The organism is Pseudoalteromonas sp. Scap25 (assembly GCF_013394125.1).
Lineage (GTDB): Bacteria > Pseudomonadota > Gammaproteobacteria > Enterobacterales > Alteromonadaceae > Pseudoalteromonas.
In genome coordinates this window covers 2,862,125-2,888,534 of sequence record NZ_CP041327.1, presented here as the reverse complement: position 1 = coordinate 2,888,534, position 26,410 = coordinate 2,862,125, and the positions used below count along the sequence as shown (strand labels likewise).

Genomic DNA, 26,410 nt, shown 5'->3' with positions numbered 1-26,410 from the left:
AATTAAGCGAGTAACTACATGATTTTGGTTTCAATAATAATAGCACTGATACTTGAGCGTTTAGGGGCTCGCTCTGCGCATTGGCAAATAAGCCATTATGCCAACAGCTACTTAAATCGCAGTGTTAATTTATTAACGAATAAAGGTTTATTTGGCACGGCTTCTGGGTTTTTAATTTGGTTATTGCTGCCGGTGATTGCGGTTGCTTGTTTGTTTTTTTTATCTGATTTTGCATTGTGGCAGCTGGTTTTTAATGTAGCGGTGTTATTGGTGTGCTTCGGTTGTGCTAAACAGCGTGCCTTATATAAGTCGTACCTCAATGCATTAACTCGAGGTGACCAAACTGCCGCCACTTTATATGCTTTGCAATTGGGGCAAAAGCGCACAGAGGAGCAGCAAGGTGGTGAAACCTTAGGTCAAACATTAGCGTGGGTTAATTTCCGGTTTTATTGTGCGGTTATATTTTGGTTTGTGATATTGGGTGTTGCCGGTGCTGTTTTTTATGCATTAGTACGAACCTTTGCTGACTTAGTGAGTGGTAACCGTGATGAAGTCATTGCCAAGCATTTTAAGCTCATTCACCGCTTGCTGTTTTGGTTAGATTGGCTCCCAGCGCGTATTACCAGTTTTGGTTATTTAGTGATTGGTAACTTTAACAAAGGCACTAGTTGCTGGCTGCGCTTCGTATTTGACTTTTCAAGCCCAAATCGCAAGGTGGTTACTTATACGGCATTGGCCGCCGAACAAGTTGAAAAGCGTTATTACGGCTGCACCTTTGAAGCCACCTGCATGATCAAACTGGTCAAGCGTAATGTACTTTTTTACTTAGTGTTAATTGCCTTAATGACTTTATTTGGTGGTTTAAGTTAAAGACTAGGGGTTAGGTCATAGGTGTTAGGTAGAAATTAAGCTAAGCACTGTGTTTAGCTTGGTGTTGGAGGGCTACGAGTTGCGGGCAATGAGCAACGGGCTTAAAACTTCTTTACCCTCTCTTTGTGTAATAGTGTTTAAGTAATTTACTTACCGCAGAGAATGCTGAGTACACAGAGGAAGTGACAATCAATGGTTGTTCCCTCTGTGGAGCGTGAAGCGCCTCTGTGTCCTCTGTGGTTCAAAAAATAAATATTAGATCTCTGGATTTAGGTTCTAGGCACTAGGGGTTACTTCACTTTGGGCCTCTCATTTACACCCATTATCTTCTCTTTGTGAATAGTTTTTAAGTAATTTATTTACCACAGAGAATGCTGAGTACACAGAAGAAGTGACAATCAATGGTTGTTCCCTCTGTGGTTCAGAAATAAATATATTTGGTGTTAGGTTTTAGGTAGAAACTAAACACCGTGTTTAGCTTAGTGTGGGCGGGCTGCGAGCAACGGGAACGAGCTTAAAACCTTTGATCTTTAACCTAGACCCTAAATATGCGGGAGGTAAACTCTCGATTACAATAAAGTAAAAAAGTACATTACGCTTGACCAGTTTGATCATGCAGGTGGCTTCAAAGGTGCAGCCGTAATAACGCTTTTCAACTTGTTCGGCGGCCGAACCCCGAACCCGAACCCCGAACCCCGAACCGGGCTCGGAGATGTGTATAAGAGACAGCCCCGAACCCCAGCTGGTCTGACCATTTGTTTTTCATATTATTAACCTTTCTTTATCCTCTGTAATCTGTGTATTATTTGAACTTTGTTTAAATTACGTTACGCTGGCCTTAGGGCTTTAAAACTGCTGTAAATTGACAGTAATTACGGTTTTTGATAACGTATGGCAAAATTTGGTATGACCAATTTACCTTTTGGTCAGGTCATTCAGTTAAAAGCCTTATTTAATGGGCTGCTAGCACTTATACAACGCGGACGTTGATTGATGTCTTTAAAAATTAAAGCGGCAAAATTATCTGATGTTATTTTACAACAACTTGAGAACATGATTCTTGAGGGGTCGTTAGCACCAGGAGAAAAGTTACCACCGGAGCGTGAACTCGCTAAGCAATTTGAAGTGTCGCGTCCGTCGTTGCGTGAAGCCATTCAAAAGCTTGAGGCAAAAGGGCTCGTAACCCGTCGTCAAGGTGGTGGAACGTATGTAAAAAATCAATTGGAAGAGGGGCTGACTGATCCGTTGTTTGATTTGATCAGTAAACACCCCGAATCGCAATTTGATTTATTAGAATTTCGTCATGCGCTAGAGGGAATTGCGGCTTATTACGCAGCACTTCGCGGAACAAGCAACGATTTTGCAAAAGTAAAACAGAGCTTTGAGCAGATTGCATTAGCTAAAGATGAATTAAAGCAAAAAGCCAAAGCGATTAATGACTTTCATTTTTGCATCGCTGAGGCGTCTCATAACGTAGTGTTACTGCACTTAGTAAGAGGGATGCAAAGCTTACTTGAGCAGAATGTTTTACAAAATTTAACGGTGTTACTTAAAAAGTCAGATATAAGCAGCCAATTAGCTGAGCACAGGCGTTTATTAATGGATGCAGTGATTGACGGTAATCCTGAACAAGCTCGCTTAGCGAGTAATGCGCATTTAGCCTATATTGAAGAAGCATTGCTTGAAGCGGGTAAAGAGCATTCGCGAATTGAACGTAGTTTAAGACGCACCAAACAAAATTAAGCAAGTACATTTACTGCTAACTTGAGTTAACAGTGAAGTATTCAATACATAAAATTAGTATTTTAAACATAAGGAAACCTCCATATGTCTGAAGTCAATAAAATTGACGTAGACGCGCTAGAAACACAAGAGTGGTTACAAGCTCTTGAATCGGTTGTGCGCGAAGAAGGTGTTGAACGAGCTCAGTTTTTACTTGAGCAAGTGTTAGAACAAGCCCGTTTAGACGGTGTTGATATGCCAACAGGCATTAACACAAACTACGTTAATACGATTCCGGTTGATCAAGAACCTGCCTACCCTGGTGATGTAAATCTTGAGCGCCGTATTCGTTCAATTATTCGCTGGAACGCGATTATGATTGTATTGCGTGCATCGAAAAAAGATCTCGACTTAGGCGGCCATATGGCGTCTTACCAATCGTCTGCTGCATTTTACGAAGTGTGTTTTAACCATTTCTTTAAAGCGCCAAATGATGTTGATGGTGGCGATTTAGTTTATTACCAAGGTCATATTTCTCCGGGTATTTATGCGCGTGCATTTGTTGAAGGGCGTTTAAGTGCTGAACAGCTTGATAATTTCCGTCAGGAAGTAGATGGTAAAGGCCTACCTTCTTACCCTCATCCTAAATTAATGCCTGAGTTTTGGCAGTTCCCAACGGTATCTATGGGTTTAGGTCCAATTTCTTCAATTTACCAAGCGCGCTTCTTAAAATACTTAGATGGCCGTGGCTTAAAAGACACTAAAAACCAACGTGTATATGCGTTTTTAGGTGATGGTGAAATGGATGAGCCAGAATCACGTGGTGCTATTTCTTTTGCTGCCCGTGAAAAGCTAGATAACCTATGTTACTTGATTAACTGTAACCTACAGCGCTTAGATGGCCCTGTAATGGGTAACGGTAAAATCATTCAAGAGCTAGAAGGCCTATTTAAAGGCGCTGGCTGGAATGTTATTAAACTTGTTTGGGGCAGCGGTTGGGATATTCTGCTTGCTAAAGACACCACAGGTAAATTACTACAGTTAATGAACGAAACTGTTGATGGTGATTACCAAACATATAAAGCAAAAGATGGCGCGTACGTACGTGAACATTTCTTTGGTCGTTACCCAGAAACAGCAGCACTTGTTGCTGATATGACAGATGAAGAAATTTTCGCCCTTAAGCGCGGTGGTCATGAGCCTTCAAAACTGTTTGCTGCATTTAAAAAAGCAGAAGAGACGAAAGGTCGTCCAACAGTAATCCTTGCTAAAACAGTAAAAGGTTACGGCATGGGTGAAGCAGCTGAAGGTAAAAACATTGCGCACCAAGTTAAGAAAATGGACATGTCGCATGTGGCTCACTTACGCTCTCGTTTAGGCTTAGATGATTTAGTATCTGAAGAGCAATTAAAAGAGCTGCCATACTTAGAGCTTGAAAAAGATTCTCCAGAGTACAAGTACCTTCATGCACGTCGTGAGGCGCTTCAAGGTTACACGCCAACACGTATTGCTAAGTTCTCTGAAAAGTTACAGTTACCAGAAGTAGATGCGTTCAAGCCATTACTTGAAGAGCAAAAACGTGATATTTCAACCACTATGGGCTTTGTACGTGCACTTAATATCTTATTAAAAGATAAAGGTATTGGTAAAAATATTGTGCCAATTATTGCCGATGAAGCACGTACTTTTGGTATGGAAGGTTTATTCCGTCAAATCGGTATTTACAACCCACATGGCCAAAATTACACCCCTCAAGACCGTGATATTGTTTCTTACTACAAAGAAGCAACTTCAGGACAAGTTCTACAAGAAGGGATTAACGAGCTAGGTGCAATGTCATCATGGGTTGCTGCTGCAACATCTTACAGCACCAACGACTTACCGATGATCCCATTCTACATTTACTATTCTATGTTTGGTTTCCAACGTGTTGGCGACATGGCATGGATGGCAGGGGATCAACAGGCACGTGGTTTCTTATTAGGTGCTACAGCGGGTCGTACAACGTTAAATGGCGAAGGCTTACAGCACGAAGATGGCCACAGCCACATTCTTGCAAACACGGTACCTAACTGTATTTCTTACGATCCTACTTATGCATTTGAAGTAGCGGTAATCGTGCAAGACGGTATTCGTCGTATGTACGGTGAAGAGCAAGAAAACATTTACTACTACCTAACGCTAATGAACGAAAACTACCATCAGCCAGCAATGCCAGAAGGCGCTGAAGAAGGTATTCGTAAAGGTATCTACAAGCTAGAAAGCTACGAAGGTAAAAAAGCCAACGTACAGCTATTAAGCTCAGGTACTATCATGACTGAAGTGCGTAAAGCTGCGGCAATTTTAAGCGAAGAGTTTGGTATTGCGTCTGATGTTTACTCAGTAACTTCATTCAATGAACTTACCCGTGATGGACAAGATGTTGAACGTTTCAACATGCTTAACCCAGAAAGCGAGCAAAAAACGCCATACATCACTAGCGTATTAAACGATTCAGTAACTGTTGCTGCAACGGATTACATGAAAAACTACGCAGAACAAGCGCGTTCATTTATTCCAAGCAATAACTACAAAGTATTGGGTACAGATGGTTACGGTCGTTCAGACAGCCGTGAAAACCTACGTCGTCACTTTGAAGTTAACGCAAGCTACGTGGTAGTTGCGACATTATCTGAACTTGCTAAACGTGGTGAAGTTGAAAAGTCAGTGGTTGTTGAAGCAATTAAAAAATTCAACATCGACACTAACAAACTAAATCCACTGTACGCATAAGAGGTTTGCAATGAGTATTGAAATTAAAGTACCTGATATCGGTGGCGATGAAGTAGAAGTAACCGAAATACTAGTGAGCGTTGGCGATAAAGTTGAAGTTGACCAATCACTATTAAGTGTTGAAGGTGATAAAGCTGCGATGGAAGTACCTGCTGAACAAGCCGGTACGGTAAAAGAAATTAAAGTAAATGTGGGTGACACTGTTACCACAGGCACTTTAGTGTTCATCTTTGAAGGTGAAGCGCAAGACTCTGCTGCTGACTCTAAAGAAGCTGAAAAAACCGATGAAGTAGCACCTGCTGCGTCATCGGCTTCATCAACTAAAGAAGTCACTGTGCCAGATATTGGTGATGACGAAGTTGAAGTAACTGAAATTATGGTTGCAGTTGGTGATAGCGTAGAAGAAGAGCAATCTATCTTAAACGTTGAAGGCGACAAAGCGGCAATGGAAGTACCAGCACCCTTTGCCGGTACAGTAAAAGAAATTAAAGTAAATACTGGTGACAAAGTGAAAACGGGTTCATTAGTATTTGTTTTTGAAGTGTCAGGTGGTGATAACCAAAGTGCCCCAGCAGCTGATTCAAAAGCACAAGAGAAGCCTGCTGAACAAACATCGGCATCAAGCACTAAAGAAGTTAGCGTGCCTGATATTGGTGATGACGAAGTTGAAGTAACAGAAGTGATGGTTGCGGTTGGCGATAGCGTAGAAGAAGAGCAATCTATCTTAAACGTTGAAGGCGACAAAGCAGCTATGGAAGTACCGGCGCCGTTTGCAGGTACTGTTAAAGAGATTAAAGTAGCGACTGGCGATAAAGTTAAAACTGGCTCATTGATTTTTGTATTTGAAGTGGCGGGTAGTGCACCAGCTGCAGCACCTGCAGAAAAATCAGCACCAGCGCCTAAAACAGAATCTAAGCCGGCAGCTCAGGCTGAGTCAAAACCAGCAGCATCATCTGCTAAAGCAAGCCCTGAAAGCTTTGAAAACAATAGCGCTTATGCACATGCATCGCCAGTGGTTCGCCGTTTAGCACGTGAGTTTGGTATTAACCTTGCCAACGTTAAAGGCACGGGCCGTAAAAACCGTGTTGTTAAAGAAGACGTGCAAAACTATGTTAAGCAACTGGTTAAGCAAGTTGAGTCTGGTCAAGTACCAGCAGCTAAAGGCAATGCGGGTGGCGGTGAGCTTGGTTTAATTCCATGGCCAAAAGTTGATTTTGCTAAGTTTGGTGAAATAGAAGAGAAAAAACTCTCTCGTATCCAAAAGCTGTCAGGTAAAAACTTACATCGTAACTGGGTGCAAATCCCACATGTTACCCAGTTTGATGAAGCGGATATCACGAGCCTTGAGCAGTTCCGTAAAGAGCAAAATGCCCTTAACGAGAAGAAAAAGCTGGGTGTTAAAATTACGCCACTCGTGTTTGTAATGAAAGCAGCAGCTAAAGCGCTTGCTGAGTTCCCGACATTTAACTCATCGCTTTCAGAGGATGGCGAAAGCTTAATCCTTAAAAAGTACATTAATATTGGTGTAGCGGTTGATACGCCAAATGGCTTAGTTGTACCAGTGTTTAAAGATGTTGATAAAAAAGGCATTATTGAACTATCTCGTGAACTAATGGAAGTATCTGTTAAAGCGCGTGATGGCAAGTTAAGTTCATCAGATATGCAAGGTGGTTGTTTTACTATTTCAAGCCTAGGTGGCATTGGCGGTACGGCATTTACGCCGATTGTGAATGCGCCTGAAGTGGCAATTTTAGGTGTGTCTAAATCTGAAATGAAGCCTAAGTGGAATGGTAAAGAGTTTGAGCCTAAGCTAATGGTTCCACTTTCAATGTCTTACGACCATAGAGTGATTGACGGTGCACTTGCTGCACGCTTTACTGTTACTCTTGCAAGTTACATGAGTGATATACGCCAGTTAGTGATGTGATCACTACAGAGTGAGTAAAATCAAATCCCAGCCAGTTGTTTTTAGCTGGGATTTTTATCATTTGCAATGATACAATATTTGCACAAATGCCCTTTTCTGCCTTGCAGAAACATGGCAGTTAAATTTTGGGGCTGTGTCCCGTTCAAACAATAAAGGTAATAGCATGAGCAACGAATTAAAAACTCAAGTTGTTGTACTAGGCGGTGGTCCTGGTGGTTACTCTGCGGCTTTTCGCGCTGCTGACTTGGGCTTAGAAGTTACATTAGTAGAATCTCGCGAGACATTAGGCGGTGTATGTCTTAATGTTGGTTGTATTCCTTCTAAAGCACTTTTACACGTAGCTAAAGTGATTGATGATGCTGCAGAAATGTCATCTCACGGCGTTACTTTTGGCGCACCAAAAATTGACTTAGATGAAGTTCGTTCTTGGAAAGATTCTGTTGTTGGCCAGCTTACAGGTGGCTTAGACGGCATGGCTAAAATGCGTAAAGTAAAAGTTGTATCTGGTTACGGTAAATTTACTGGTAGCAACACTTTAGATGTTGAAGGCGCTGACGGTAAAACAACCATTACCTTTGATAACGCAATTATTGCTGCGGGTTCTAAACCTGTAAACTTACCTTTCATCCCTGAGGATGATCGCGTTATTGATTCAACGGGCGCGCTAGAGCTTAAAGATGTTCCTGAAAAGCTACTTGTTTTAGGTGGTGGTATTATCGGTCTTGAAATGGGTACGGTTTACCGTGCACTAGGTTCTGCAATTGATGTTGTAGAATTTGCAGACCAACTTGTTCCTGCTGCTGATAAAGACATCATTAAAATTTACCAAAAGCATGTTAAAGACAAGTTTAATGTAATGCTTTCAACTAAAGTAACTGGCGTTGAAGCAAAAGACGACGGTTTATATGTTACGTTTGAAGGCAAAAATGCACCGGCAGAGCCAGTACGTTACGACAAAGTACTTGTTGCTGTAGGTCGTACACCAAATGGTAACATGTTAGACGCTGATAAAGCGGGTGTGAATGTTGATGAGCGTGGTTTTATTAACGTTGATAAGCAATTACGTACTAACGTAGAACATATTTTTGCGATTGGTGACTTAGTGGGTCAACCTATGCTTGCGCATAAAGCGGTTCATGAAGGCCATGTTGCAGCAGAAGTTATCTCTGGTCAAAAACATTACTTTGATCCTAAGTGTATTCCTTCAATTGCTTATACTGACCCTGAAATTGCATGGGCGGGTGTAACTGAAAAAGAAGCGAAAGAGCAAGGTTTAAGCATTGAAACAGCTGTATTCCCTTGGGCTGCATCGGGTCGTGCTATTGCTTCTTCACGTACCGAAGGTTCTACTAAGCTTATTTTTGATAAAGAAAGCGGCCGTATTATCGGTGGTGCTATGATTGGTATTAACGCAGGCGAAATGCTGGGCGAAATCGGTCTAGGTATTGAAATGGGTGCAGATGGTGAAGACCTAGCGCTAACAATTCATGCTCACCCAACATTGAACGAATCAATCGGCCTTGCTGCTGAAATTTTTGAAGGTTCAATCACTGATTTACCAAACAAAAAAGCAGTTAAAAAGAAGAAGTAATTTCTTTTAGTTAATCGCGATAAAAAACCCAAGCCTCGGCTTGGGTTTTTTGTTTTTATAGCCTCAGCGTTTAGCAAAAAATTGTTCTGTGTAGCGCAGCGTCTCTATGGTGCAAAAACAAAGACTAAAGCATGTCGAGCTGCGAGTGTCGGGCAACGGGCTTAAAACCCTAAATTAAACCTGCGTGAGATAAATTCACGCCTGCAATATAAAAGTTATGCTTGCAAAAAGCTCGGTGTTTTATTTTACTAGCGCCCGCAGCCCGCAGCCCGCAGCCCGCAGCCCGCAGCCCGCAGCCCGCAGCCCGCAGCCCGCAGATATCTATTTCCTTTTATTTTAGCTACAATGCGCAGCCATCAATTTATAGGTAATTAACCACAGTGACCCAGAGTTTAAAAAATTCAGTTTTAGCATTACGAGCTCAGCAAATAAGTGAATCTCGACGTGAGTTTAATGCCCGTGGTGGAAAAATGGATCGTTGTGATCAATGCTTAATTGCCAAGCATTACTGTATTTGTGAGGGCGCTGAGTACGCAAGCTGTAGCGCTGCAGTATGCTTACTTATGTATCACAATGAAAGTTTTAAACCGTCTAATACAGGGCGTTTAATTGCGGAAATAGTGCCTGATAATCATGCGTTTCGTTGGGATAGAACCTCCCCAGATCCTGCTTTATTAGCATTGTTGAATAATGATAAATATCAGCCTTTTGTGATTTTTCCGGCTGAAGATGTTGAAACTGATAGGGTGGTAACCCAGGTTGAAACGCATGCAGGTAAACAGCCATTGTTTATATTTTTAGATGGTACATGGCGAGAAGCTAAAAAAATGATTCGTAAGAGTCCTTATTTAGATAACTTACCTGTGCTTTCTATTACCGCAGAAAAACTCTCTGATTACCGATTACGTGTAGCGCCTCATGCTCATCAGTTAGGTACGGCAGAAGTGGCTATTATGGTATTAGCATTGGCTGGTGAAGTTGATGCGAGCACTAAATTAGAACAGCATTTTATTAAGTTTCGCGACGCTTATTTACTTGGTAAGCGTAACAAAGGCAGGCCGGAATAAAGTGCAGGGTATTAATACAAAAAAGCTGAATTTTACGCTTGAGTATAGCCTAAACATATATAATTTGGCTGACCGCTGACTTTCAGGCAAAAGAAAAGCGCGAACCATCTCTAGTCGCGCTTGCGGAATCTTCTAACTTTGTTGCATCCTGCAATTGAACCTAATCAACTCCAATTTTTACGATCCGTGTTATTACAATATTACTTTCTAGTTCTATGTAATATAGGCTATCCGGGCCTGTCTCCATAAATCCCTAAAACATCCTGTAAGGTAAAATCTATTACCAATCCTTATTGCACATCCGAGTGCATTCCCTTTGTTACCATTCCGTTGTGTTGCCCTAAGGGCCTGTCCTTCTTGTTCCCTATCCTTTATAAACAACTATTCCGATGTTGTTATCCATTATGCATCATCCTGATGCTATCCCTTGTGCAACAATCCATTGCGATACTCATCCTGAGCCTGTCCTTAAATCCCTGTTATCCTAAAAACCAAACCTTGGTATTCGAGTAGTTAATCCGTTTCCATTTACTCGGTAAGCGTCGTTGCTTATTTATGGGTTAATTATAGAGAGTGATTTGCAGTAAATGTAGGATAAAACCGCTTATGGTTTATGTTCTTACAAATGAAATATTTATAAATCACTTAAAATACAATGGCTTGCTATGTTTGTGGAGTGTTATGCAGAGTGTTTTTACTCATTTACTGCCATAAGCGTAAGAGATATCTTACAAGGGTTTTCTTTTTTGGGCGTATTTATCACTAAGTAATTATATAAAGTGTGCACTTTTTAGTTCATCGCGGTAAAATTAATGATAATAATTATTAGTCAGGTAAGAAAATATGAAAAAAACACTAGCGCTTGTCGTTGGACTAATTGTCTCAGCACCTGCTGTTGCAACCGATGTTGTGAATATTTACTCATTTAGACAACCTTTTTTAATTAAACCTATTTTAGATGATTTTACACAGCAAACAGGCATTAAAACTAATGTTGTGTTTGCTAAAAAAGGCTTAATAGAACGTGTTAAGCGTGAAGGCAAGCACAGCAAAGCAGATTTAGTATTAACCTCTAACTTTAGTGCGTTAATTCAGTTAGAAGAGCTAAAGCTAACGCAAACAATTGATAGTGAGCAGGTTAATAATAATGTGCCGGCTGCATTTCGTGATGGCGATGGTCAGTGGGTGGCGCTCACTAAGCGAGTGCGAAATGTTTACTCTTCAAAAGAGCGTTTAGGTCCATTACCTGAGCTGAGTTATGAAGATTTAGCCGAACCTGAATATAAAGGTCAAATTTGTACTCGCTCTGGTAAACACCCTTATAATTTAGGGTTAGTGGCTTCTATGATTGCTCATCATGGTGAAGTACAGACTAAAACATGGCTTGAGGGTGTAAAAGCGAATTTAGCGCGTAAGCCGCAGGGAAATGACCGTGCGCAAGTGAAAGCCGTTAAAGAAGGTTTATGTAATTTAGCTTTAGGTAACAGTTACTACTTAGGTAAAATGTTGCAAGATGAAGCGCAAAAACCGTGGGCAGATGCGGTTAATATTAATTTTCCAAACCAAACTAACCGTGGTTCGCATATTAACGTATCGGGTGCGGTAATTACTAAGTATGCTAAAAACCCTGAAAATGCCTTGAAACTTATAGAGTATATGACCGACAATAAGGCGCAAAATATGTATGCCTCGCTCAATATGGAGTACCCGGTCAAGCCAGGTGTTAAGCTTTCAAGTTTGGTTGCATCATGGGGAAGCTTTAAGGAAGACAGCTTACCGCTTGATGAAATTAGCAAATATCGTCCGTTAGCCCTTAAGCTAATTGATGAGGTGAAGTTCGATCTTTAATGACTTATAAATTTCAGCTGTCGAAGTGGCAGCTTATTGCGTGGTCGACAGGGTTATTACTGTCGACCCCGTTGTTTTTTCTGCTAGTAGAATCTTTACAAGGCGACTCAGAGGTATTTACTCACCTGTGGAATACCGTGCTGTGGGACTATATAAGTAATACCGTATTGCTGGTTTTAGGTGTAGGGTTACTTAGCTGTCTGATTGCGTTGCCACTGGGTTGGCTCACCGCTTATTGCCGTTTTCCTGGCAAACAACAGTTTGAATGGGCACTGATGCTGCCGCTTGCCATGCCTACCTATATTATTGCTTATGTGTACACGGATTTACTCGACTACGCGGGGCCGATACAAATAACACTAAGAGAATGGTTTGGTTGGCAATCACCCAATGATTACTGGTTTTTTGATATACGCACTTTGCCAGGGGCTATCATCATGATTGCGCTGGTACTCTACCCGTATTTATATTTAATTTTTAAAACCGCACTACGTGAACAATCCTTTAAATTAGTTCAAGCAAGCCAATTAATGGGATTAAGTGCATGGAAAAGCTTTTTTAAAGTAAGCTTGGTGCTTTCTCGTGGTGCTATTGTTGCTGCGCTGGCTTTGATCAGCATGGAAACCATGGCTGATTTTGCTACCGTTAGCTACTTTGCAGTCAGTACATTAACCACCGCAGTATACGATACTTGGTTTGGTTATTACTCATTAACTGCGGCAGCAAAAATTTCAGGGGTGATGTTGTTACTGCTATTCTTAGCATTGATCACCGAGCGTTTTAGCCGTCGTAACCAAGCTGTATTTGAACGTCAATCGAGTGTGAACAGTGAGGCACTTTATATTCTTAAAGGTAAGTCTGCATGGTTAGCAACGGGGTTTTGTAGCCTTATTTTAATAATCTCATTTATTATTCCCATGGTTGTTTTGCTCAAGTATGCAATCACGTATTTTGATCAAGCGTGGAGTAGTGAATTTTTTAGCTATGCATGGCAAAGTTTGAAAGTGGCCGCAGTAGTGAGTGTAGTGACTATTGTTTTGAGTGTTTTAGTGGTGTTTTATCAGCGCATTGCAAAACAAGCAAACCCACTTATACCTGGGCGCTTAGCAAGTACCGGGTATGCACTCCCTGGGACAGTATTAGCGATTGCTGTATTGTTGCCACTCACCCTATTAGAAAATACTATTAACCGCATTCTGACTCCTTATGATTTAGATATTGGTCTATTACTGACTGGCAGCTTACTCACTATTATTTTTGCTTATATAGTGCGGTTTTACGCCGTGGCTCATGGTGCTATAGAGTCGAGCTTTTCACGCATTAGCCCCTCGCTTGATATGGCAAGTCAGTCAATGGGGAAAAGCCAAGGCCACACATTACGCTTAGTGCATTTGCCTTTATTACGCCGAGGCTTATTAACCGCTGGTTTATTGGTATTTATTGAGTGTATGAAAGAGCTGCCCGCAGCCTTACTGCTAAGGCCTTTTGATTTTGAAAGTTTAGCTACGCACGTGTTTCAATATGTTAGCGATGAACAATTAGAGCTGGCCTCCATATCAGCTTTATTTATAGTGGTGGTAGGTTTTATTCCGTTATATTTTATTAATCGTTCAATGGAGCAACGTAGTTAAATGAGTAGTTTGATTTTACAAGGTGTGAGCTATGCATATAACGGGACTAAGGTTGTAGATGATTTAGACTTAACCTTAGGTAAAGACGAAATAGTGTGTTTACTCGGTGCCAGTGGCTGCGGCAAAACCACCACGCTTAAAGCCATTGCAGGGTTAATTGAAGCCAAACAAGGACAGGTATTTATTGATGGTAAGTTAGTCAGTGACGCCAATACGTTTGTGTCACCAGAGCATCGTAATATTGGCATGATGTTTCAAGACTACGCATTGTTCCCACATTTAACGGTGGCGAATAATATTGGCTTTGGTCTAAGCGGTATGAGCAAAACGGATAAACAGGCTCGCGTGGATGAAATGTTAAAACTTGTGCACTTGGTTGGCTGCGCAGATAGATATCCACATCAACTCTCAGGTGGTCAACAGCAGCGGGTAGCGATTGCGCGTGCATTAGCTTATAAACCCAGCTTACTATTGTTAGATGAGCCGTTTTCTAATATTGATACCCAAGTCCGATTTGAGTTAATCGCTGATATAAGACGTATTATTAAAGCTCAACAAGTGTCGGCAGTATTTGTTACTCACTCAAAAGAAGAGGCGTTTGCATTTTCAGATACACTTGCGGTTATGCACCAAGGTAAAATTGCGCAGCAAGGCACCCCAGAACAGCTTTTTGCTAAACCAAGTTCAAAGGAGGTTGCAGAATTTCTGGGTCAGGGCATATACTTAAGCGCAACTGCATTAACAGCCACTGAATATGAAACGCAGTTTGGTGTGGTTAAGTCAATACTGCCACAGCAACACGCAGTGGCTGAAAAGGGGGTTATTTATGTGCGTCCACACCAGCTTGAGCTTGCCACTAATAACAATAACGAGCTGCTGCAGTGTGAGTGCGTTACAATACTAAGTAGTCGTTTCATCGGCTCTGCCTATGTATACACTGTGGTTATTGCTGAACAAGAAATAGAAGTTGCAGCTCAGTATGGCCAGTCATTTGAAATTAATGAACAGGTTATAATAAAAATAAAACCGCACACTGTGAATTTTTTTGAATCGTAATTAATCACTGTGTTTTGCTCTAAAAAGTAAGGAATAACAATGGTGCAAGCGCAATCAGGGATTTGTGCTGAAGCAAACTTACACGGTTTGCACTTATTTTTTAATGTACTTGACGGTCACGACGAATCACTTCGCGCTAAGCTTAAAAAAGTGAGCGATATTGAAGATGAGTTTAGTGATCAGTTTTCTGAATCTATGCTTTCTTGCATGGTGGCAATTGGTGCGCAATATTGGCCACATATTTTACCTGACTTCATGCCAAGTGAGCTGCAAAGCTTTCCTAATATTACCCATAGCGACTTTGTTATGAGTGCAAGGCCATGTGATTTGTTTGTGCAAATCCGCTCAGACAGAGAAGACGTGAATCATTTGTTTGCACTACAAATACTCAAACTATTCACCCCTGATGTTGAGCTGGTGGAGCAAATTCGTAATTTTCGCTTTTTAGATGGCCGTGATTTTAATGGCTTTATTTATGCGGGCGATACCCCACATGGCCGTCAAAAGCGTGTAACGGCATTAATAAACAAACCGGATAGTTTTGAAGACCAAGGTAGTTACATTCATGTGCAGCGCTTCAAACATGACTTGAGCTTGTGGCAGCATTTGTCATTACATGAACAAGAGCAAATAATGGGTCGCACACGCCTTGATAATACCTTACTCAGCCCCGCACTTGAGAGCAGCCATGCGACCCGCAGTGAATTAAAAGATGACCAAGGTCAGGCACTGTTACTTAACCAAAGCATGCCTTATGGCGATGTGTATGAGCAAGGTATGTTAGTGATTACGTGCTCTGCTAAAGGGGATGCATTCGAAAAAGTGCTAACTAGCCGACTAGGGCAGGGAGAGAATTATGATCACTGGCTTGATTTTACTCAGGCGGATATGGGCTCTGCATTTTTTGCCCCCTCAGTACGATTTTTAAAGCAGTTATAACAATTACAAAACGGCTATGTATTATTCATAGCCGTCTTTATTACAGCGTTAGTGATTAAACCGTATCAAATAAAATACGAACACGCTCTAGTGTGAGGTCTATTTCTGAGATTTTAGCTGGTGCTATAAAAATAGTATCATCGCCGGCAATAGTGCCTAATACGCCATCAGCTTTGCCTAATGAGTCAAGTAAACGCGCAATGAGTTGAGCAGCTCCAGGGCTGGTGCGAATAATAATCATCATTTCGTTATGCATAATATCAATAACGAGCTGGCGCAACGGGCTCTTAGCGGTTGGTACCCCCATTTCAGCGGGTAAACAGTATACCATTTCTTGTTTTGCATTACGGGTGCGTACCGCGCCAAACTTACTTAACATTCGCGACACTTTACTCTGGCTAATATTATCAAAGCCTTGCTCTTTTAACGCATCAACTATTTCGCCTTGTGAGCCAAAGTTTTCTTCTTTTAAAAGTGCTTTAAAGGCTTTAACCAATGCTTCTTGTTTATCTTGTGGTTGCATAGTGTCTAATTAGTTATGTAATAGATACTGCAAATTCTACACAAAAATGCATAATTATGCAGCAGATGTTTGCTTAAGTTGCCATTTTGCTGCGTTTAAACAGCAAAGTTTACAACTATGGTCGAAAATATAGCTAAAATAAGCAGGATAAATTTGTTTTTAGTCGTTAATTTCTTTATCTTATGAACCACAAATATTTCCTACCTCAAATCACGGAGAATTCCAATGAAAGTTGCTGTATTAGGTGCTGCAGGCGGTATCGGTCAAGCGTTGTCTTTATTATTAAAAACAGGCTTACCAGCTGGCTCTGAATTATCACTATATGATGTTGCGCCAGTAGTTCCTGGTGTTGCTGTTGACCTTTCTCACATCCCAACAGATGTTAAAGTTGCAGGTTTTGGTGCAGACGATTTAGATAAGGCACTAACAGGCTGTGATATCGTTCTTATTCCAGCGGGTATGCCACGTAAGCCTGGTATGGATCGTGCTGATTTATTTAATGTTAACGCTGGTATCATCAAAACATTAGCAGAAGGCATTGTTGCTAACTGTCCTAAAGCGCTTGTGGGTATTATTACTAACCCAGTTAACGGTACTGTACCAATTGTTGCTGAAGTATTTAAAAAAGCAGGAACTTACGATGCTAAGCGTGTATTTGGTATTACAACACTCGATGTGATCCGTTCAGAAGCGTTCATTGCTGAGCTTAAAGGCGTTGACGTAGCAAGCGTTAAAGTTCCAGTAATTGGTGGTCACTCAGGTACAACTATTCTACCGTTACTTTCTCAAGTTGAAGGTGTTACTTTCACTGATGAAGAAGTGGCTGCACTGACTCCACGTATCCAAAATGCGGGTACTGAAGTAGTTAATGCTAAAGCGGGCGGTGGTTCTGCAACATTATCAATGGGTGCTGCTGCTGCACGTTTTTGTATGTCTTTAGTTAAAGGCTTACAAGGTGAAGACGTTGTAGATTATGCATACGTTGCTGTTGAAAATGGTGATGCAGAGTACTTCGCACATCCAGTACGTTTAGGTAAAAATGGCGTAGAAGAAATTCTTTCTTACGGCACACTAAGCGCATTTGAAGAGCAAGCAAAAAATGACATGCTTGAAACTCTGAAAAAAGACATTAAAGAAGGTGTTGATTTTATGGCGTAATAGCCAAAATTAACCCATAAAAAAAGCCTGCATTTGCAGGCTTTTTTATTGCTCGGAATTATCTACACAGTATAACTTAGTGGTCGCGATCAACCGCTATTCTAGCTAAGCTAATTAATGCTTGCTTGTAATTCGACTCAGCTAAGCAATCTAAACAAGCAATCGCTTTCTCTGCTTCTTGCTCTGCTTTTTGCATAGTGAACTCAAGGGCATTGGTATGTTTAAGTGCAGCGAGTATCTCATCTAGATGCGCCATACCATTACAGTGCTCTATTGCATCTCTTATTAACTGTGTTTGATGCTCGCTACCGTGTTTCATGGCATAAATTAGTGGTAATGTAGGTTTGCCTTCAGCTAAGTCATCACCAATGTTTTTACCCAGTTGGTCGGCATCGGCGTTGTAATCTAAAACATCATCCACCAACTGAAAAGCAGTGCCTAAATGCATACCGTACAAATTGAGTGCGTTTAATACACTGTCATCTTGCTCAGTTATAATGGCAGCTAGCCCGGTTGCAGCTTCAAATAACTTAGCGGTTTTAGAGTAAATAACCTGCATATAACTGGCTTCAGTAGTATCTGGGTCATTACAGTTCATTAATTGCAGCACTTCGCCTTCAGCAATAATATTGGTTGCATCGGCCAACACTTGCATTATCTGCATTTTACCAAGGCCTACCATTAGCTGAAACGAGCGAGTATAAATAAAGTCTCCCACGAGGACACTTGCGGCATTACCAAACTCGGCATTTGCTGTGGGTGTGCCACGGCGCAAGTTAGATTCATCTACCACATCGTCATGTAAAAGCGTTGCGGTATGAATAAATTCAATAATTGTTGCTAGCGTAATGTGATCTTTGCCTTGGTAACCTAGCGCTTTAGCCGCCAAAATAGCTAACATGGGGCGAACACGTTTGCCACCGCTGTTAACAATATACAAACCAAGTTGATTAACTAACGCCACATCTGAGCGCATTTGCGCATGTATTAGTTGATTGACGTCATTCATATCGCTTTCGATTAACGCCTGGATAGCTTTTATATCCATTGATCTCCGAGCCAATTTTAATGTGTGAACGGCGCAGATTGTACAACAAAAAACGCATCAGCTCGATATTTTGTGATGATTCCTTAAAAAAACACCCTTAAGTAGGTTAAATGACCTATTAACTAGCTGAATAAATGATTAAACGGCGTGGTTTAATTTTGAATCACCCCTGGCGGTTAATTGAACTACATGGGCTTGCTTTGTTATTACAAATTTATTTTCTGTAACCGTTAAAAAGCGCTTGGCAAAGGGGGATTTTCATATAAAATAGGGGAAATATTGAATTGCCCTCAATGTAGCTACTTTTTATTCATTTAATTATAAAAATAGGCTTGCTAGTTATTTCGCGTTAGCGTAAACTTCGCGCCCTATCGAAGAATATTTTAGTTGCGCCGATTTGAGGGTGCACAGACGGAGTTAATTATGTACGCGGTTTTCCAAAGTGGTGGTAAACAGCATCGTGTGACTGAAGGTCAAACGATTCGTCTTGAAAAATTAGACGTTGAAACTGGTGCGGCAGTGGAATTTGATTCAGTACTTTTAGTTGCTGATGGTGAGAAGATCGAGATTGGTGTACCGTTCGTAAACGGTGGTAAAGTAACAGCTGAGGTTGTTTCACACGGTCGCGGTGAGAAAATTAAGGTTGTTAAATTTAGACGCCGTAAGCATTCTCGTAAGCAAATGGGCCATCGTCAATGGTTCACTGAAGTTAAAATCACTAGCATTAGCGCTTAATTAGAGGTACTTAGAAATGGCACATAAAAAAGCAGCTGGTAGTACTCGTAACGGTCGTGATTCAGAAAGCAAACGCCTAGGTGTTAAGCGTTTTGGTGGCGAATCAGTTCTAGCGGGTAGCATCATTGTTCGTCAGCGTGGAACTCGTTTCCACCCAGGCGCAAACGTAGGTATCGGTAAAGACCACACTATCTTCGCAAAAGCAGATGGTAAAGTTCAGTTTGAACAAAAAGGTCCTTTAAACCGTAAATACGTAACTATCGTAGCTGAGTAATCAGTAAGGTAGTTAAAAACCCCGCCTTTGCGGGGTTTTTTGTTTTAGGCAGCTCTAAATATATACCTAAGTGTTTTTATGCTCAGTGTGCTCTATAGGCCACTTAGGTATATAATAGAGTTATTAACAAGCCAATCCCTAAAGTGAGTAATCATGAAGTTTGTAGATGAAGTAGAAATTCGCGCAGAAGCTGGTGACGGTGGCAGCGGCATCGTGTCTTTTCGTCGTGAGAAATATGTTCCAGATGGTGGACCTGATGGCGGTGACGGTGGAGACGGTGGTAGTGTTTATCTACAAGCTGATGAAAACTTAAATACCCTTATTGACTATCAATTTGAGCGTTTTCATAGAGCAGAACGTGGTACTAACGGTCAAAGCCGTAATTGTACCGGTAAAAAAGGTGAAGATCTGATTGTAAAAGTGCCGGTAGGTACACGTATCATTGATGTTGATACGCAAGAATCATTAGGGGATTTAACCCAAGATGGTCAACGAATTGTGGTTGCAAAAGGCGGTTTCCATGGCTTGGGGAATGCGCGTTTTAAATCAAGTACTAACCGTGCCCCACGTCAAAAAACACTCGGAACACCTGGTGAAGTGCGTAACCTTAAATTAGAGCTAATGCTACTCGCTGATGTAGGTTTACTGGGTTTACCTAATGCCGGTAAATCAACCTTTATTCGCAGTGTATCGGCTGCAAAACCAAAGGTAGCAGATTATCCATTCACTACGCTTATCCCCAATTTAGGTGTTGTTCGTCCTGAAGCAAATAAGTCATTTGTCATCGCCGATATTCCTGGCTTAATTGAAGGTGCATCGGACGGCGCAGGCTTAGGTATTCGTTTCTTAAAGCATTTAGAGCGCTGTCGTGTGTTATTACACATTATTGATGTTATGCCAGTTGATGGCTCAAACCCTGTTGATAATGCTTTTGCAATTATCAATGAGCTACATCAGTACAGTCCTAAGCTTGCTGAAAAGCCGCGCTGGTTGGTATTTAATAAAATTGATTTATTGCCTGAAGATGAAGCCAAATCTCTATGTGAGCAAATTGCAGAAGAGTTAGGTGAGTCTGAAAATACTTATAGTATTGCTGCAATTAATAAATTAAATACTCAGCCATTAATTCACGACATCATGACGCTACTTGATAACATGCCTAAAGAAAAATTTGTTGAAGTTGCAGATGAAGAAGTTGAATTTAAGTGGGATACCTACCATCAAAAAGCCACTAAAGGCGATGATGATGACTGGGATGATTGGGATGAAGATGATTACGACGTAGAAGTTGTCTACGAGCGTTAACTATAATTGTATATATTTAAAAGGAGCTAACGCTCCTTTTTCTTTGATTAATAATAAAGTATTGGGTATTTAGTGTGATAATTTCAATGATTGCAGCAATGGCAAACAATCGTGTCATTGGCTTAGATAATAAAATGCCATGGCACTTACCTGGCGACCTTCAGCACTTTAAAAAAGTAACTTCTGGTAAGCCCGTTATTATGGGGCGTAAAACATTTGAATCGATAGGTAGGCCGCTACCTGGGCGTCGTAATATTATTATTACTCGCAATACTGAATATCAAGCACCAGGAATTGAAACTGTAACTACTCCTGAAGCTGCACTTGAGCTTGTTAATGATATTGCCGAAGTGATGATTATTGGTGGTGGAAACATCTATCAACAGTTCTTAGAGCAAGCACATCGCTTATATCTAACCTTTATAGACTTAGATGTAGAAGGGGATACACAGTTTCCTGATTACCAAAGTGTTGCAAATTGGCAAATTGAAGATGAAATGTTGATGGCGCCTGATGAGAAAAATAAATATAGTTATAAATTCGTAACTTTGAATAAAGTCTCTTAACATTATTGCCAAAATCTGAGCGTGTTGGTACAATATTAAACAGTCGAGTACGAAAAAAGTATTAATATAGGGTGTCCAATCAATGATTAAATTACCGAAACTAGTTGTAATTGCTGCTATTGCAGCGGGTTCGTTTGCTTATACTGCGCCTGCAAGCGCTAATGACCAGTTAGCTGTTTCAGTTTGTGAATACATTGCTGGTGATGATAAAAACCGTCTACGTAGCAAATTAAAAAGTTCACGTGTGAAAGTTCGTAATATCTATGATGCAGTTTTTTGTAATGGTAATAACTTATTGCGTCATGCTGTTGCAAGTAATGCAGTTGATACAGGCGAGTACATTGTTAAAAACTTATCTAAGAGCTCACTTGAAGACGGTGCAGATATTGCTTGGGCTGAGGCAAATCATGCAGGCTCACCTTTAATCCCTATTATTAAAGACCGTGCAGGCCTTTAAATAAAAGCTTAATTAATAAAAAAACCGCGTTTAAACGCGGTTTTTTATTTACTTAGATAAATTGTCATTTTACATCCTGTCTAACTACCTTTAAGTCTAATTCCCTCACGTATTTATCCTTATTACTCTTGTTACATAAATATGTCATAAAAATTCAATACTCTATGTGTATTTCAGTTTTGAGATATATTTATGCGTGTATCATTTTTTACCCGTTTACTAGCCATTTTACTAACATTTGCAAGTATCCTTCTAGCCGCGACCTTGTTATGGGCAAGCCATACATTACTAAAGCTTCAGCAACAAGATAGCGCATACAGCCATTTAAAAAATAGCATAATGGTTGAGCTTGCCAATCAATTAGAGAGTTACTTAGCGCAAGGTAATAGCCAATACTTAAAACAATCATCTACCTTGATTGAGCAACTTAAAGCGCAACAGTTAACGGTGCTTCCTCATGAGTTAGAAGCTCGTTTAGCTGAACAATTAACTTTATTAGATACAGATATTAATGGTAAATACAGATCACTTGGAAAACTCTCTGGCAATGAAACTGCGCTGTTAGATAACGCGCTTAGACAAATGGCCGGCTCAGCCTCTTCACTTATGAATTATGCGCAAAAAGCATCAACGCAAGCCAGTAACGCTCTTAGCTACAATAAATTAGCGAGTGATTATTACAGTGAAGTGGTTAATTTATCACTATCGACTTATCAGCTGCTAAATAATTACCAACCTGAGATAGAGAAAAACCTGCAACAAAGTATAAAAACCCTAAACTTACTAGCTGTAAAAATTGAGCAGCTACCTAACTTAGGAGTAATGACTGAGGTTGATGAATTTGCTTTATTTGTAGATGAAGAACCTGAAGATTTGGCTGCTGAAATAAAAGCAGAGTTGGTGAGTTGGCCTAAACGTTATCTGCGTGATTTAAGCAGTACTTTATCGCAATCAAAACTACGTCGTTCAGGAACAAATGAGTTACGCGAACAAATTAGCTTACTATCAAATACAGTGATTGAGGCAGAGCAAACATTAAAAGCGCAGCAAGATACCGTAAAGCAACAAGTGTTCTGGGTGTTTGGAATAGCAATAGGTGGACTAGTAATATTAGCTTTTGGTGTTTATTGGGTGCAACGTAAACAGGTTTTACAACCTTTACGACAACTGCGAGATGGGTTTGCATTCTTAATCGAAAGTAATGAGTTAAAAAATATTACAGTGAATAACCCTAAAACAGAGGTGGGTGAAATAGCGCAGTATTTTAACCAGTTAATTGAACGCCAGCGTTTGGAAGCGCAAGAAAGAGCAGATATGCTTAATGTAGTCAGTGATTTCATGCAGCAGATGAGTGGGCATTTATACACGATAGGTCAAAAAAGTAATGCGAGTTATCAGCAGGTAAATCACAATGAAGAACTGCTTCTTAATATTCAGCAACTTGGCGAGCAGGTTAATCATATCAATGCTCAAGCTGCTGAAAATGCTCAAAGTACTTATGAAGCAATGCAACAAAGTGTTGGTTTTGCCAAAAGTATGCTTAATGCCAGTTCTGATACACAGCAGCGAATTGAGCAAGGTATGCATAGTGTTCAGGAATTACTGAGCGGGGTACAGGGAGTAAGCAATATTATTACGGTCATACGTACCATCGCTGAGCAAACAAACTTACTCGCGCTCAATGCTGCGATTGAATCAGCAAGAGCAGGTGAGCAAGGTCGAGGTTTTGCCGTGGTTGCTGATGAGGTAAGGCAATTAGCTATGCAGACTCAAGGTTCGTTAAAAGAGATTAATGATCAATTGGCGCTACTAAGCGAAAACTCTCAAGAAGTCTATAAACAAATCAATGCATTAACTGAGGATGCACAGTTACAAACTGCAAATGCTCAAGAGCTTAAAGCAAACTCTGAAGGAGTTGCAGATAATGCGCAGCAGGCTAATAAAGTTGCGATTGATGCAATGGAATTGGCTAAACAACAAAGTAATTTCCTTAGTGACTTTACTCTATCAATGCATGATATGAAAAGCCAAGTAAGTGAGTCGAGTGAATTAGTTGCTGATATAGGCTCGCAATTAGAGTTGCAAATGACATCTATTAAAGAAGGTTTAGGTTTAGATAACAACAGCGATTAATCGAAGACGAATTAAATATTAATCTGTATGCTAAAAGACTATTTAATTACCCTAAGGAATTAATATGATAGAGCTAGGTCAGACAATACCTGCAGTAAATTTATCTCAGCTTAGTGATAAAGGTATGCAAACACTCACTAATAATGAATTATTTACAGATAAAAAAGTTGTGTTATTTGCGGTGCCTGGTGCTTTTACACCCACTTGTTCGAATGCTCATTTGCCTGGTTATATCGCGCTAGCCGATAAAATTAAGGCTAAGGGTATTAACGCTATCTACTGTGTATCGGTAAATGATGCATTTGTGATGAAAGCATGGGGTGAGTCACAAAATGCAGAGCATATAGATATGCTGGCAGACGGCGATGCCAGTTTTACTCGTGCTTTAGGTCTTGAAAAAGATACCGCAGGCTTTGGTGGTTTGCGCTCGAAACGTTACGCTATGGTTGTAGATAGTGGTGTTGTTAACCAATTATTTGTCGAGCAAGAAAAAGAATTTGTAATAAGTAGCGCTGAAGTCGTTTTAGCTAAACTATAACTAATCTGCGTTTATCAGTAAAAAAGCCGATACATATATATCGGCTTTTTATTAAAAGAGTAGATGGACTATGGCTGGTATTGACCACTTAGCGTTAAACCTGAGAAGGTTTGATACGCATTAACACTTAAATGCCATGTGCCTGCTTGAGGGTTGCTAAATGTACATGTTTCGGCGTTACCAGTTTTAAATGGGCGGCAATCATAGCTTGAGCTGGTTGGCTGACTACCAAATTTTACAAATAAGTCAGCATCACCAGTGCCACCTGATGTTGTTACAGTAAAGTTAGCCATGCCAGCAGGAACTTCTAGCGTGTAATGCTTCCACTGACCTGCTGTTGCAGAAACATCAGATACTGTACCGCCACCCGCTTGTGGTGTGCCTGAGTCTGAACCGCCTGTGATGTTACCGACTAAACTAACGCCAGTGTAGGCTGAGTAGCCGTTTAGCATTATATGATAAGTACCTGAAGTTGGGTTATCGATAGAACACTCTTCACTGTTACCTTCATTGTAAGGACGGCAATCATAAGTGCTTGTTGTCGGTTTACTACCAGCACGTACATACAAGTCAGCATCACCTGTACCACCACTCATTGTGAAAGTTACATTAGTAGCACCGCTTGGGACTGTCATAGTGTAAAAGTTTTGTGTACTTGTCGCACCGCTTAAGCCTGTTTTCGCTTGCCCATCAATAAGCTCATTATCACCTGATGTTGGCGGTGGTGTACCACCAGAGGCTGCTGCAACAGCAGCGGCAGCATCAACAATGCCTGTGCCACAGTTAGTACAAGTTGCTGGGAATGCACGAGTTGTTGTTTTTAAAATATTTTCTATTTCATCAGGTGTCGCGTTTGGTTTTGCTTGTTTGATTAACGCTGCTACACCTGCAACATGAGGGGCGGCCATTGATGTACCTTGCGAAAAACCATAGCTGTCGCTTGATGGTGTTGTTGAGCCTGAGTTGTAAGTAGATAAAACACCTTCAGAATCATTAGCAAAATTTTGTGCGCCACCCGGTGCTGCTACATCAATATTGCTACCATAATTTGAGTAATATGCGCGGCCACCGTTACGACCAACTGATGCAACATTAACAACTCCATTACAGTTACCCGGGTTGTAGTTTGCAGAATTATCGTTATCGTTACCTGCAGCTATTACAACAACAGAGCCGTTGTTACGTGCAGTATTAATCGCATTTTGAGTCGTTGAGCTACATGTACCTGCACCACCTAAACTCATGTTTATAACATCTGCAGGGTTTGGGTTTGTCGATGTACCTGATACGTTTCCGCCTGAAGCCCAAATAATGCCGTCAGCAATATCTGAGGTCAAGCCGCCACATTTACCTAATACACGTACTGGCACTACTTTGGCGTCGTAAGCAACACCAGCAACGCCTTCACCATTATTAGTCACAGCAGCGACTGTGCCTGCTACGTGAGTACCATGCCAGCTAGAGCCTTGTGCTCCATTATCACCACATTCTCCGGCTGCAACAGCATCCCCTGGATCGCGAGCATCGTTATCACGGCCATTGCCATCATTAGCGACTGATAGATTAGAGATCATATCGTAGCCAGGTAAAATATTGGCGTTTAAATCAACATGTGGGCGGTAACCAGTATCAAGAACAGCTACAACCACGCCGCTACCTGTAGCAGTATCCCAGGCTGTTGGTAGATTTAGGCCACCGGCTTGCTCATAGTAATGCCATTGGTCGCCATAACGAGGGTCGTTTGGTGTTGCAAATGGCTTTAACATTTGATCGACTTCAATGTATTCAACATTGCCTGAATTGACCATTTCTTGCATAAACTGTTGTGCTTCTTCAGCATTGAGCTTTTTGTCGGCACGCATTACGTGATGATCATTTAATGCCATTGCGCGGATATATTTAGCTTTAACTTTACCTTTTTTTGAGGTGAAGTTTTTTACAAAGCTTTGCGCTTTTTTGTTCATCATTGCAGGCGATGCTTCAGCTGTTGATACGTTCATCATATCGCTATTATTTTTATATTTGATAATGAACTGAGTTTCAAACCCACTTTGATTTTGCATTTTAACTGAGGTTTCAGCCATTGATGGTGCGATTGCTTGTGCTGGATTTGCCATGCTTGAGCTGGCTGCAAATAGTGTACTTATTGTTAGCGCAACAGCGCATTTTTTAAATGAATTATTAGAAGTCATAATTACCCTTAGTTTTATTATTATTTGTGGAAAGCCACAAAGCGGGTACAAAGGTAAA

At 40.8% G+C, this 26,410-nt stretch carries 21 protein-coding genes and 1 pseudogene; 18 read left to right on the top strand and 4 right to left on the bottom strand.

Features of this window, described 5'->3' with window-relative positions:
- Positions 1-18 precede the first annotated feature (18 nt).
- A complete protein-coding gene (gene ampE / locus FLM54_RS13330; protein ID WP_138609465.1) occupies positions 19-870 on the top strand; it encodes a beta-lactamase regulator AmpE in 852 nt (283 codons plus the stop codon).
- 558 nt (positions 871-1,428) lie between these two features.
- Here ampE and FLM54_RS18895 read toward each other — a convergent pair.
- A pseudogene (locus FLM54_RS18895) lies at positions 1,429-1,539 on the bottom strand (regulatory signaling modulator protein AmpE); the annotation flags it as partial.
- A 324-nt stretch (positions 1,540-1,863) separates the two neighbouring features.
- On the opposite strand from FLM54_RS18895, the gene pdhR reads away from it, so the two are divergent.
- The 9 genes from pdhR to FLM54_RS13285 all read left to right on the top strand — a co-directional run bounded on the left by pdhR (position 1,864) and on the right by FLM54_RS13285 (position 15,423).
- Positions 1,864-2,613: a pyruvate dehydrogenase complex transcriptional repressor PdhR gene (pdhR, locus tag FLM54_RS13325; protein ID WP_138608204.1), complete on the top strand. Its 750-nt coding sequence runs from the start codon at positions 1,864-1,866 to the stop codon at positions 2,611-2,613.
- Between the two features lie 84 nt (positions 2,614-2,697).
- Complete coding sequence (gene aceE / locus FLM54_RS13320; RefSeq protein ID WP_064663819.1) at positions 2,698-5,364, top strand: pyruvate dehydrogenase (acetyl-transferring), homodimeric type; 2,667 nt, start codon at positions 2,698-2,700, stop codon at positions 5,362-5,364.
- A gap of 10 nt (positions 5,365-5,374) precedes the next feature.
- Positions 5,375-7,291, top strand: coding sequence for a pyruvate dehydrogenase complex dihydrolipoyllysine-residue acetyltransferase (gene aceF, locus FLM54_RS13315; RefSeq protein WP_178956615.1), 1,917 nt, complete (start codon positions 5,375-5,377; stop codon positions 7,289-7,291).
- Between the two features lie 163 nt (positions 7,292-7,454).
- Positions 7,455-8,882, top strand: coding sequence for a dihydrolipoyl dehydrogenase (gene lpdA / locus FLM54_RS13310; RefSeq protein ID WP_008114944.1), 1,428 nt, complete (start codon positions 7,455-7,457; stop codon positions 8,880-8,882).
- A gap of 380 nt (positions 8,883-9,262) precedes the next feature.
- Complete coding sequence (locus FLM54_RS13305) at positions 9,263-9,949, top strand: tRNA-uridine aminocarboxypropyltransferase (protein WP_178956614.1); 687 nt, start codon at positions 9,263-9,265, stop codon at positions 9,947-9,949.
- A gap of 843 nt (positions 9,950-10,792) precedes the next feature.
- Complete coding sequence (locus tag FLM54_RS13300; RefSeq protein WP_178956613.1) at positions 10,793-11,797, top strand: Fe(3+) ABC transporter substrate-binding protein; 1,005 nt, start codon at positions 10,793-10,795, stop codon at positions 11,795-11,797.
- A complete protein-coding gene (locus FLM54_RS13295) occupies positions 11,797-13,428 on the top strand; it encodes an ABC transporter permease (protein ID WP_178956612.1) in 1,632 nt (543 codons plus the stop codon). Before FLM54_RS13300 ends, FLM54_RS13295 begins: the two co-directional genes overlap by 1 nt.
- Positions 13,429-14,484, top strand: a complete 1,056-nt coding sequence (locus FLM54_RS13290; protein WP_138764888.1) for an ABC transporter ATP-binding protein — start codon at positions 13,429-13,431, stop codon at positions 14,482-14,484. It abuts the gene before it with no gap.
- A gap of 39 nt (positions 14,485-14,523) precedes the next feature.
- On the top strand, positions 14,524-15,423 hold the full coding sequence (locus FLM54_RS13285; RefSeq protein WP_138764887.1) for a Dyp-type peroxidase: 900 nt from the start codon (positions 14,524-14,526) through the stop codon (positions 15,421-15,423).
- A 55-nt stretch (positions 15,424-15,478) separates the two neighbouring features.
- On the opposite strand, the gene argR is transcribed toward FLM54_RS13285, so the two are convergent.
- Complete coding sequence (gene argR, locus FLM54_RS13280) at positions 15,479-15,946, bottom strand: transcriptional regulator ArgR (RefSeq protein WP_008466460.1); 468 nt, start codon at positions 15,944-15,946, stop codon at positions 15,479-15,481.
- A 225-nt stretch (positions 15,947-16,171) separates the two neighbouring features.
- Between argR and mdh the strand changes: the two genes are divergently transcribed.
- Positions 16,172-17,104 (top strand): malate dehydrogenase, encoded by a 933-nt coding sequence (gene mdh / locus FLM54_RS13275; RefSeq protein ID WP_008466462.1) that lies wholly within the window; start codon positions 16,172-16,174, stop codon positions 17,102-17,104.
- 76 nt (positions 17,105-17,180) lie between these two features.
- Here mdh and ispB read toward each other — a convergent pair whose 3' ends face one another.
- Positions 17,181-18,152: an octaprenyl diphosphate synthase gene (ispB, locus tag FLM54_RS13270; protein ID WP_138764886.1), complete on the bottom strand. Its 972-nt coding sequence runs from the start codon at positions 18,150-18,152 to the stop codon at positions 17,181-17,183.
- A gap of 423 nt (positions 18,153-18,575) precedes the next feature.
- On the opposite strand from ispB, the gene rplU reads away from it, so the two are divergent.
- From rplU to FLM54_RS13235, 7 genes are all read left to right on the top strand, one after another.
- On the top strand, positions 18,576-18,887 hold the full coding sequence (rplU, locus tag FLM54_RS13265; RefSeq protein ID WP_138609006.1) for a 50S ribosomal protein L21: 312 nt from the start codon (positions 18,576-18,578) through the stop codon (positions 18,885-18,887).
- Between the two features lie 16 nt (positions 18,888-18,903).
- Positions 18,904-19,161, top strand: a complete 258-nt coding sequence (rpmA, locus tag FLM54_RS13260) for a 50S ribosomal protein L27 (protein WP_008114963.1) — start codon at positions 18,904-18,906, stop codon at positions 19,159-19,161.
- 153 nt (positions 19,162-19,314) lie between these two features.
- Positions 19,315-20,466 carry an Obg family GTPase CgtA gene (gene cgtA / locus FLM54_RS13255; RefSeq protein ID WP_178956611.1) on the top strand — a complete coding sequence of 384 codons (1,152 nt, stop codon included), beginning with the start codon at positions 19,315-19,317 and terminating at the stop codon, positions 20,464-20,466.
- A gap of 74 nt (positions 20,467-20,540) precedes the next feature.
- On the top strand, positions 20,541-21,032 hold the full coding sequence (gene folA / locus FLM54_RS13250) for a type 3 dihydrofolate reductase (RefSeq protein ID WP_171039647.1): 492 nt from the start codon (positions 20,541-20,543) through the stop codon (positions 21,030-21,032).
- Between the two features lie 82 nt (positions 21,033-21,114).
- The gene (locus FLM54_RS13245; protein WP_010391650.1) at positions 21,115-21,489 is read left to right on the top strand and encodes a DUF3718 domain-containing protein; all 375 of its coding nucleotides are present in this window, start codon (positions 21,115-21,117) and stop codon (positions 21,487-21,489) included.
- Between the two features lie 192 nt (positions 21,490-21,681).
- The gene (locus FLM54_RS13240) at positions 21,682-23,622 is read left to right on the top strand and encodes a methyl-accepting chemotaxis protein (RefSeq protein WP_178956610.1); all 1,941 of its coding nucleotides are present in this window, start codon (positions 21,682-21,684) and stop codon (positions 23,620-23,622) included.
- A gap of 64 nt (positions 23,623-23,686) precedes the next feature.
- The gene (locus FLM54_RS13235) at positions 23,687-24,160 is read left to right on the top strand and encodes a peroxiredoxin (RefSeq protein WP_178956609.1); all 474 of its coding nucleotides are present in this window, start codon (positions 23,687-23,689) and stop codon (positions 24,158-24,160) included.
- A gap of 68 nt (positions 24,161-24,228) precedes the next feature.
- On the opposite strand, the gene FLM54_RS13230 is transcribed toward FLM54_RS13235, so the two are convergent.
- Positions 24,229-26,352, bottom strand: coding sequence for a S8 family peptidase (locus FLM54_RS13230; RefSeq protein ID WP_178956608.1), 2,124 nt, complete (start codon positions 26,350-26,352; stop codon positions 24,229-24,231).
- Between the last annotated feature and the right edge of the window lie 58 nt (positions 26,353-26,410).

Coding starts and splice junctions, on each gene's coding strand:
- cgtA (WP_178956611.1), top strand. CDS start 19,315: ATGAAGTTTGTAGATGAAGTAGAAATTCGCGCAGAAGCTGGTGACGGT.
- FLM54_RS13295 (WP_178956612.1), top strand. CDS start 11,797: ATGACTTATAAATTTCAGCTGTCGAAGTGGCAGCTTATTGCGTGGTCG.
- FLM54_RS13245 (WP_010391650.1), top strand. CDS start 21,115: ATGATTAAATTACCGAAACTAGTTGTAATTGCTGCTATTGCAGCGGGT.
- pdhR (WP_138608204.1), top strand. CDS start 1,864: ATGTCTTTAAAAATTAAAGCGGCAAAATTATCTGATGTTATTTTACAA.
- ispB (WP_138764886.1), bottom strand. CDS start 18,152: ATGGATATAAAAGCTATCCAGGCGTTAATCGAAAGCGATATGAATGAC.
- FLM54_RS13235 (WP_178956609.1), top strand. CDS start 23,687: ATGATAGAGCTAGGTCAGACAATACCTGCAGTAAATTTATCTCAGCTT.
- mdh (WP_008466462.1), top strand. CDS start 16,172: ATGAAAGTTGCTGTATTAGGTGCTGCAGGCGGTATCGGTCAAGCGTTG.
- aceE (WP_064663819.1), top strand. CDS start 2,698: ATGTCTGAAGTCAATAAAATTGACGTAGACGCGCTAGAAACACAAGAG.
- rplU (WP_138609006.1), top strand. CDS start 18,576: ATGTACGCGGTTTTCCAAAGTGGTGGTAAACAGCATCGTGTGACTGAA.
- FLM54_RS13285 (WP_138764887.1), top strand. CDS start 14,524: ATGGTGCAAGCGCAATCAGGGATTTGTGCTGAAGCAAACTTACACGGT.
- lpdA (WP_008114944.1), top strand. CDS start 7,455: ATGAGCAACGAATTAAAAACTCAAGTTGTTGTACTAGGCGGTGGTCCT.
- FLM54_RS13290 (WP_138764888.1), top strand. CDS start 13,429: ATGAGTAGTTTGATTTTACAAGGTGTGAGCTATGCATATAACGGGACT.
- aceF (WP_178956615.1), top strand. CDS start 5,375: ATGAGTATTGAAATTAAAGTACCTGATATCGGTGGCGATGAAGTAGAA.
- rpmA (WP_008114963.1), top strand. CDS start 18,904: ATGGCACATAAAAAAGCAGCTGGTAGTACTCGTAACGGTCGTGATTCA.
- FLM54_RS13240 (WP_178956610.1), top strand. CDS start 21,682: ATGCGTGTATCATTTTTTACCCGTTTACTAGCCATTTTACTAACATTT.
- ampE (WP_138609465.1), top strand. CDS start 19: ATGATTTTGGTTTCAATAATAATAGCACTGATACTTGAGCGTTTAGGG.
- FLM54_RS13230 (WP_178956608.1), bottom strand. CDS start 26,352: ATGACTTCTAATAATTCATTTAAAAAATGCGCTGTTGCGCTAACAATA.
- FLM54_RS13300 (WP_178956613.1), top strand. CDS start 10,793: ATGAAAAAAACACTAGCGCTTGTCGTTGGACTAATTGTCTCAGCACCT.
- argR (WP_008466460.1), bottom strand. CDS start 15,946: ATGCAACCACAAGATAAACAAGAAGCATTGGTTAAAGCCTTTAAAGCA.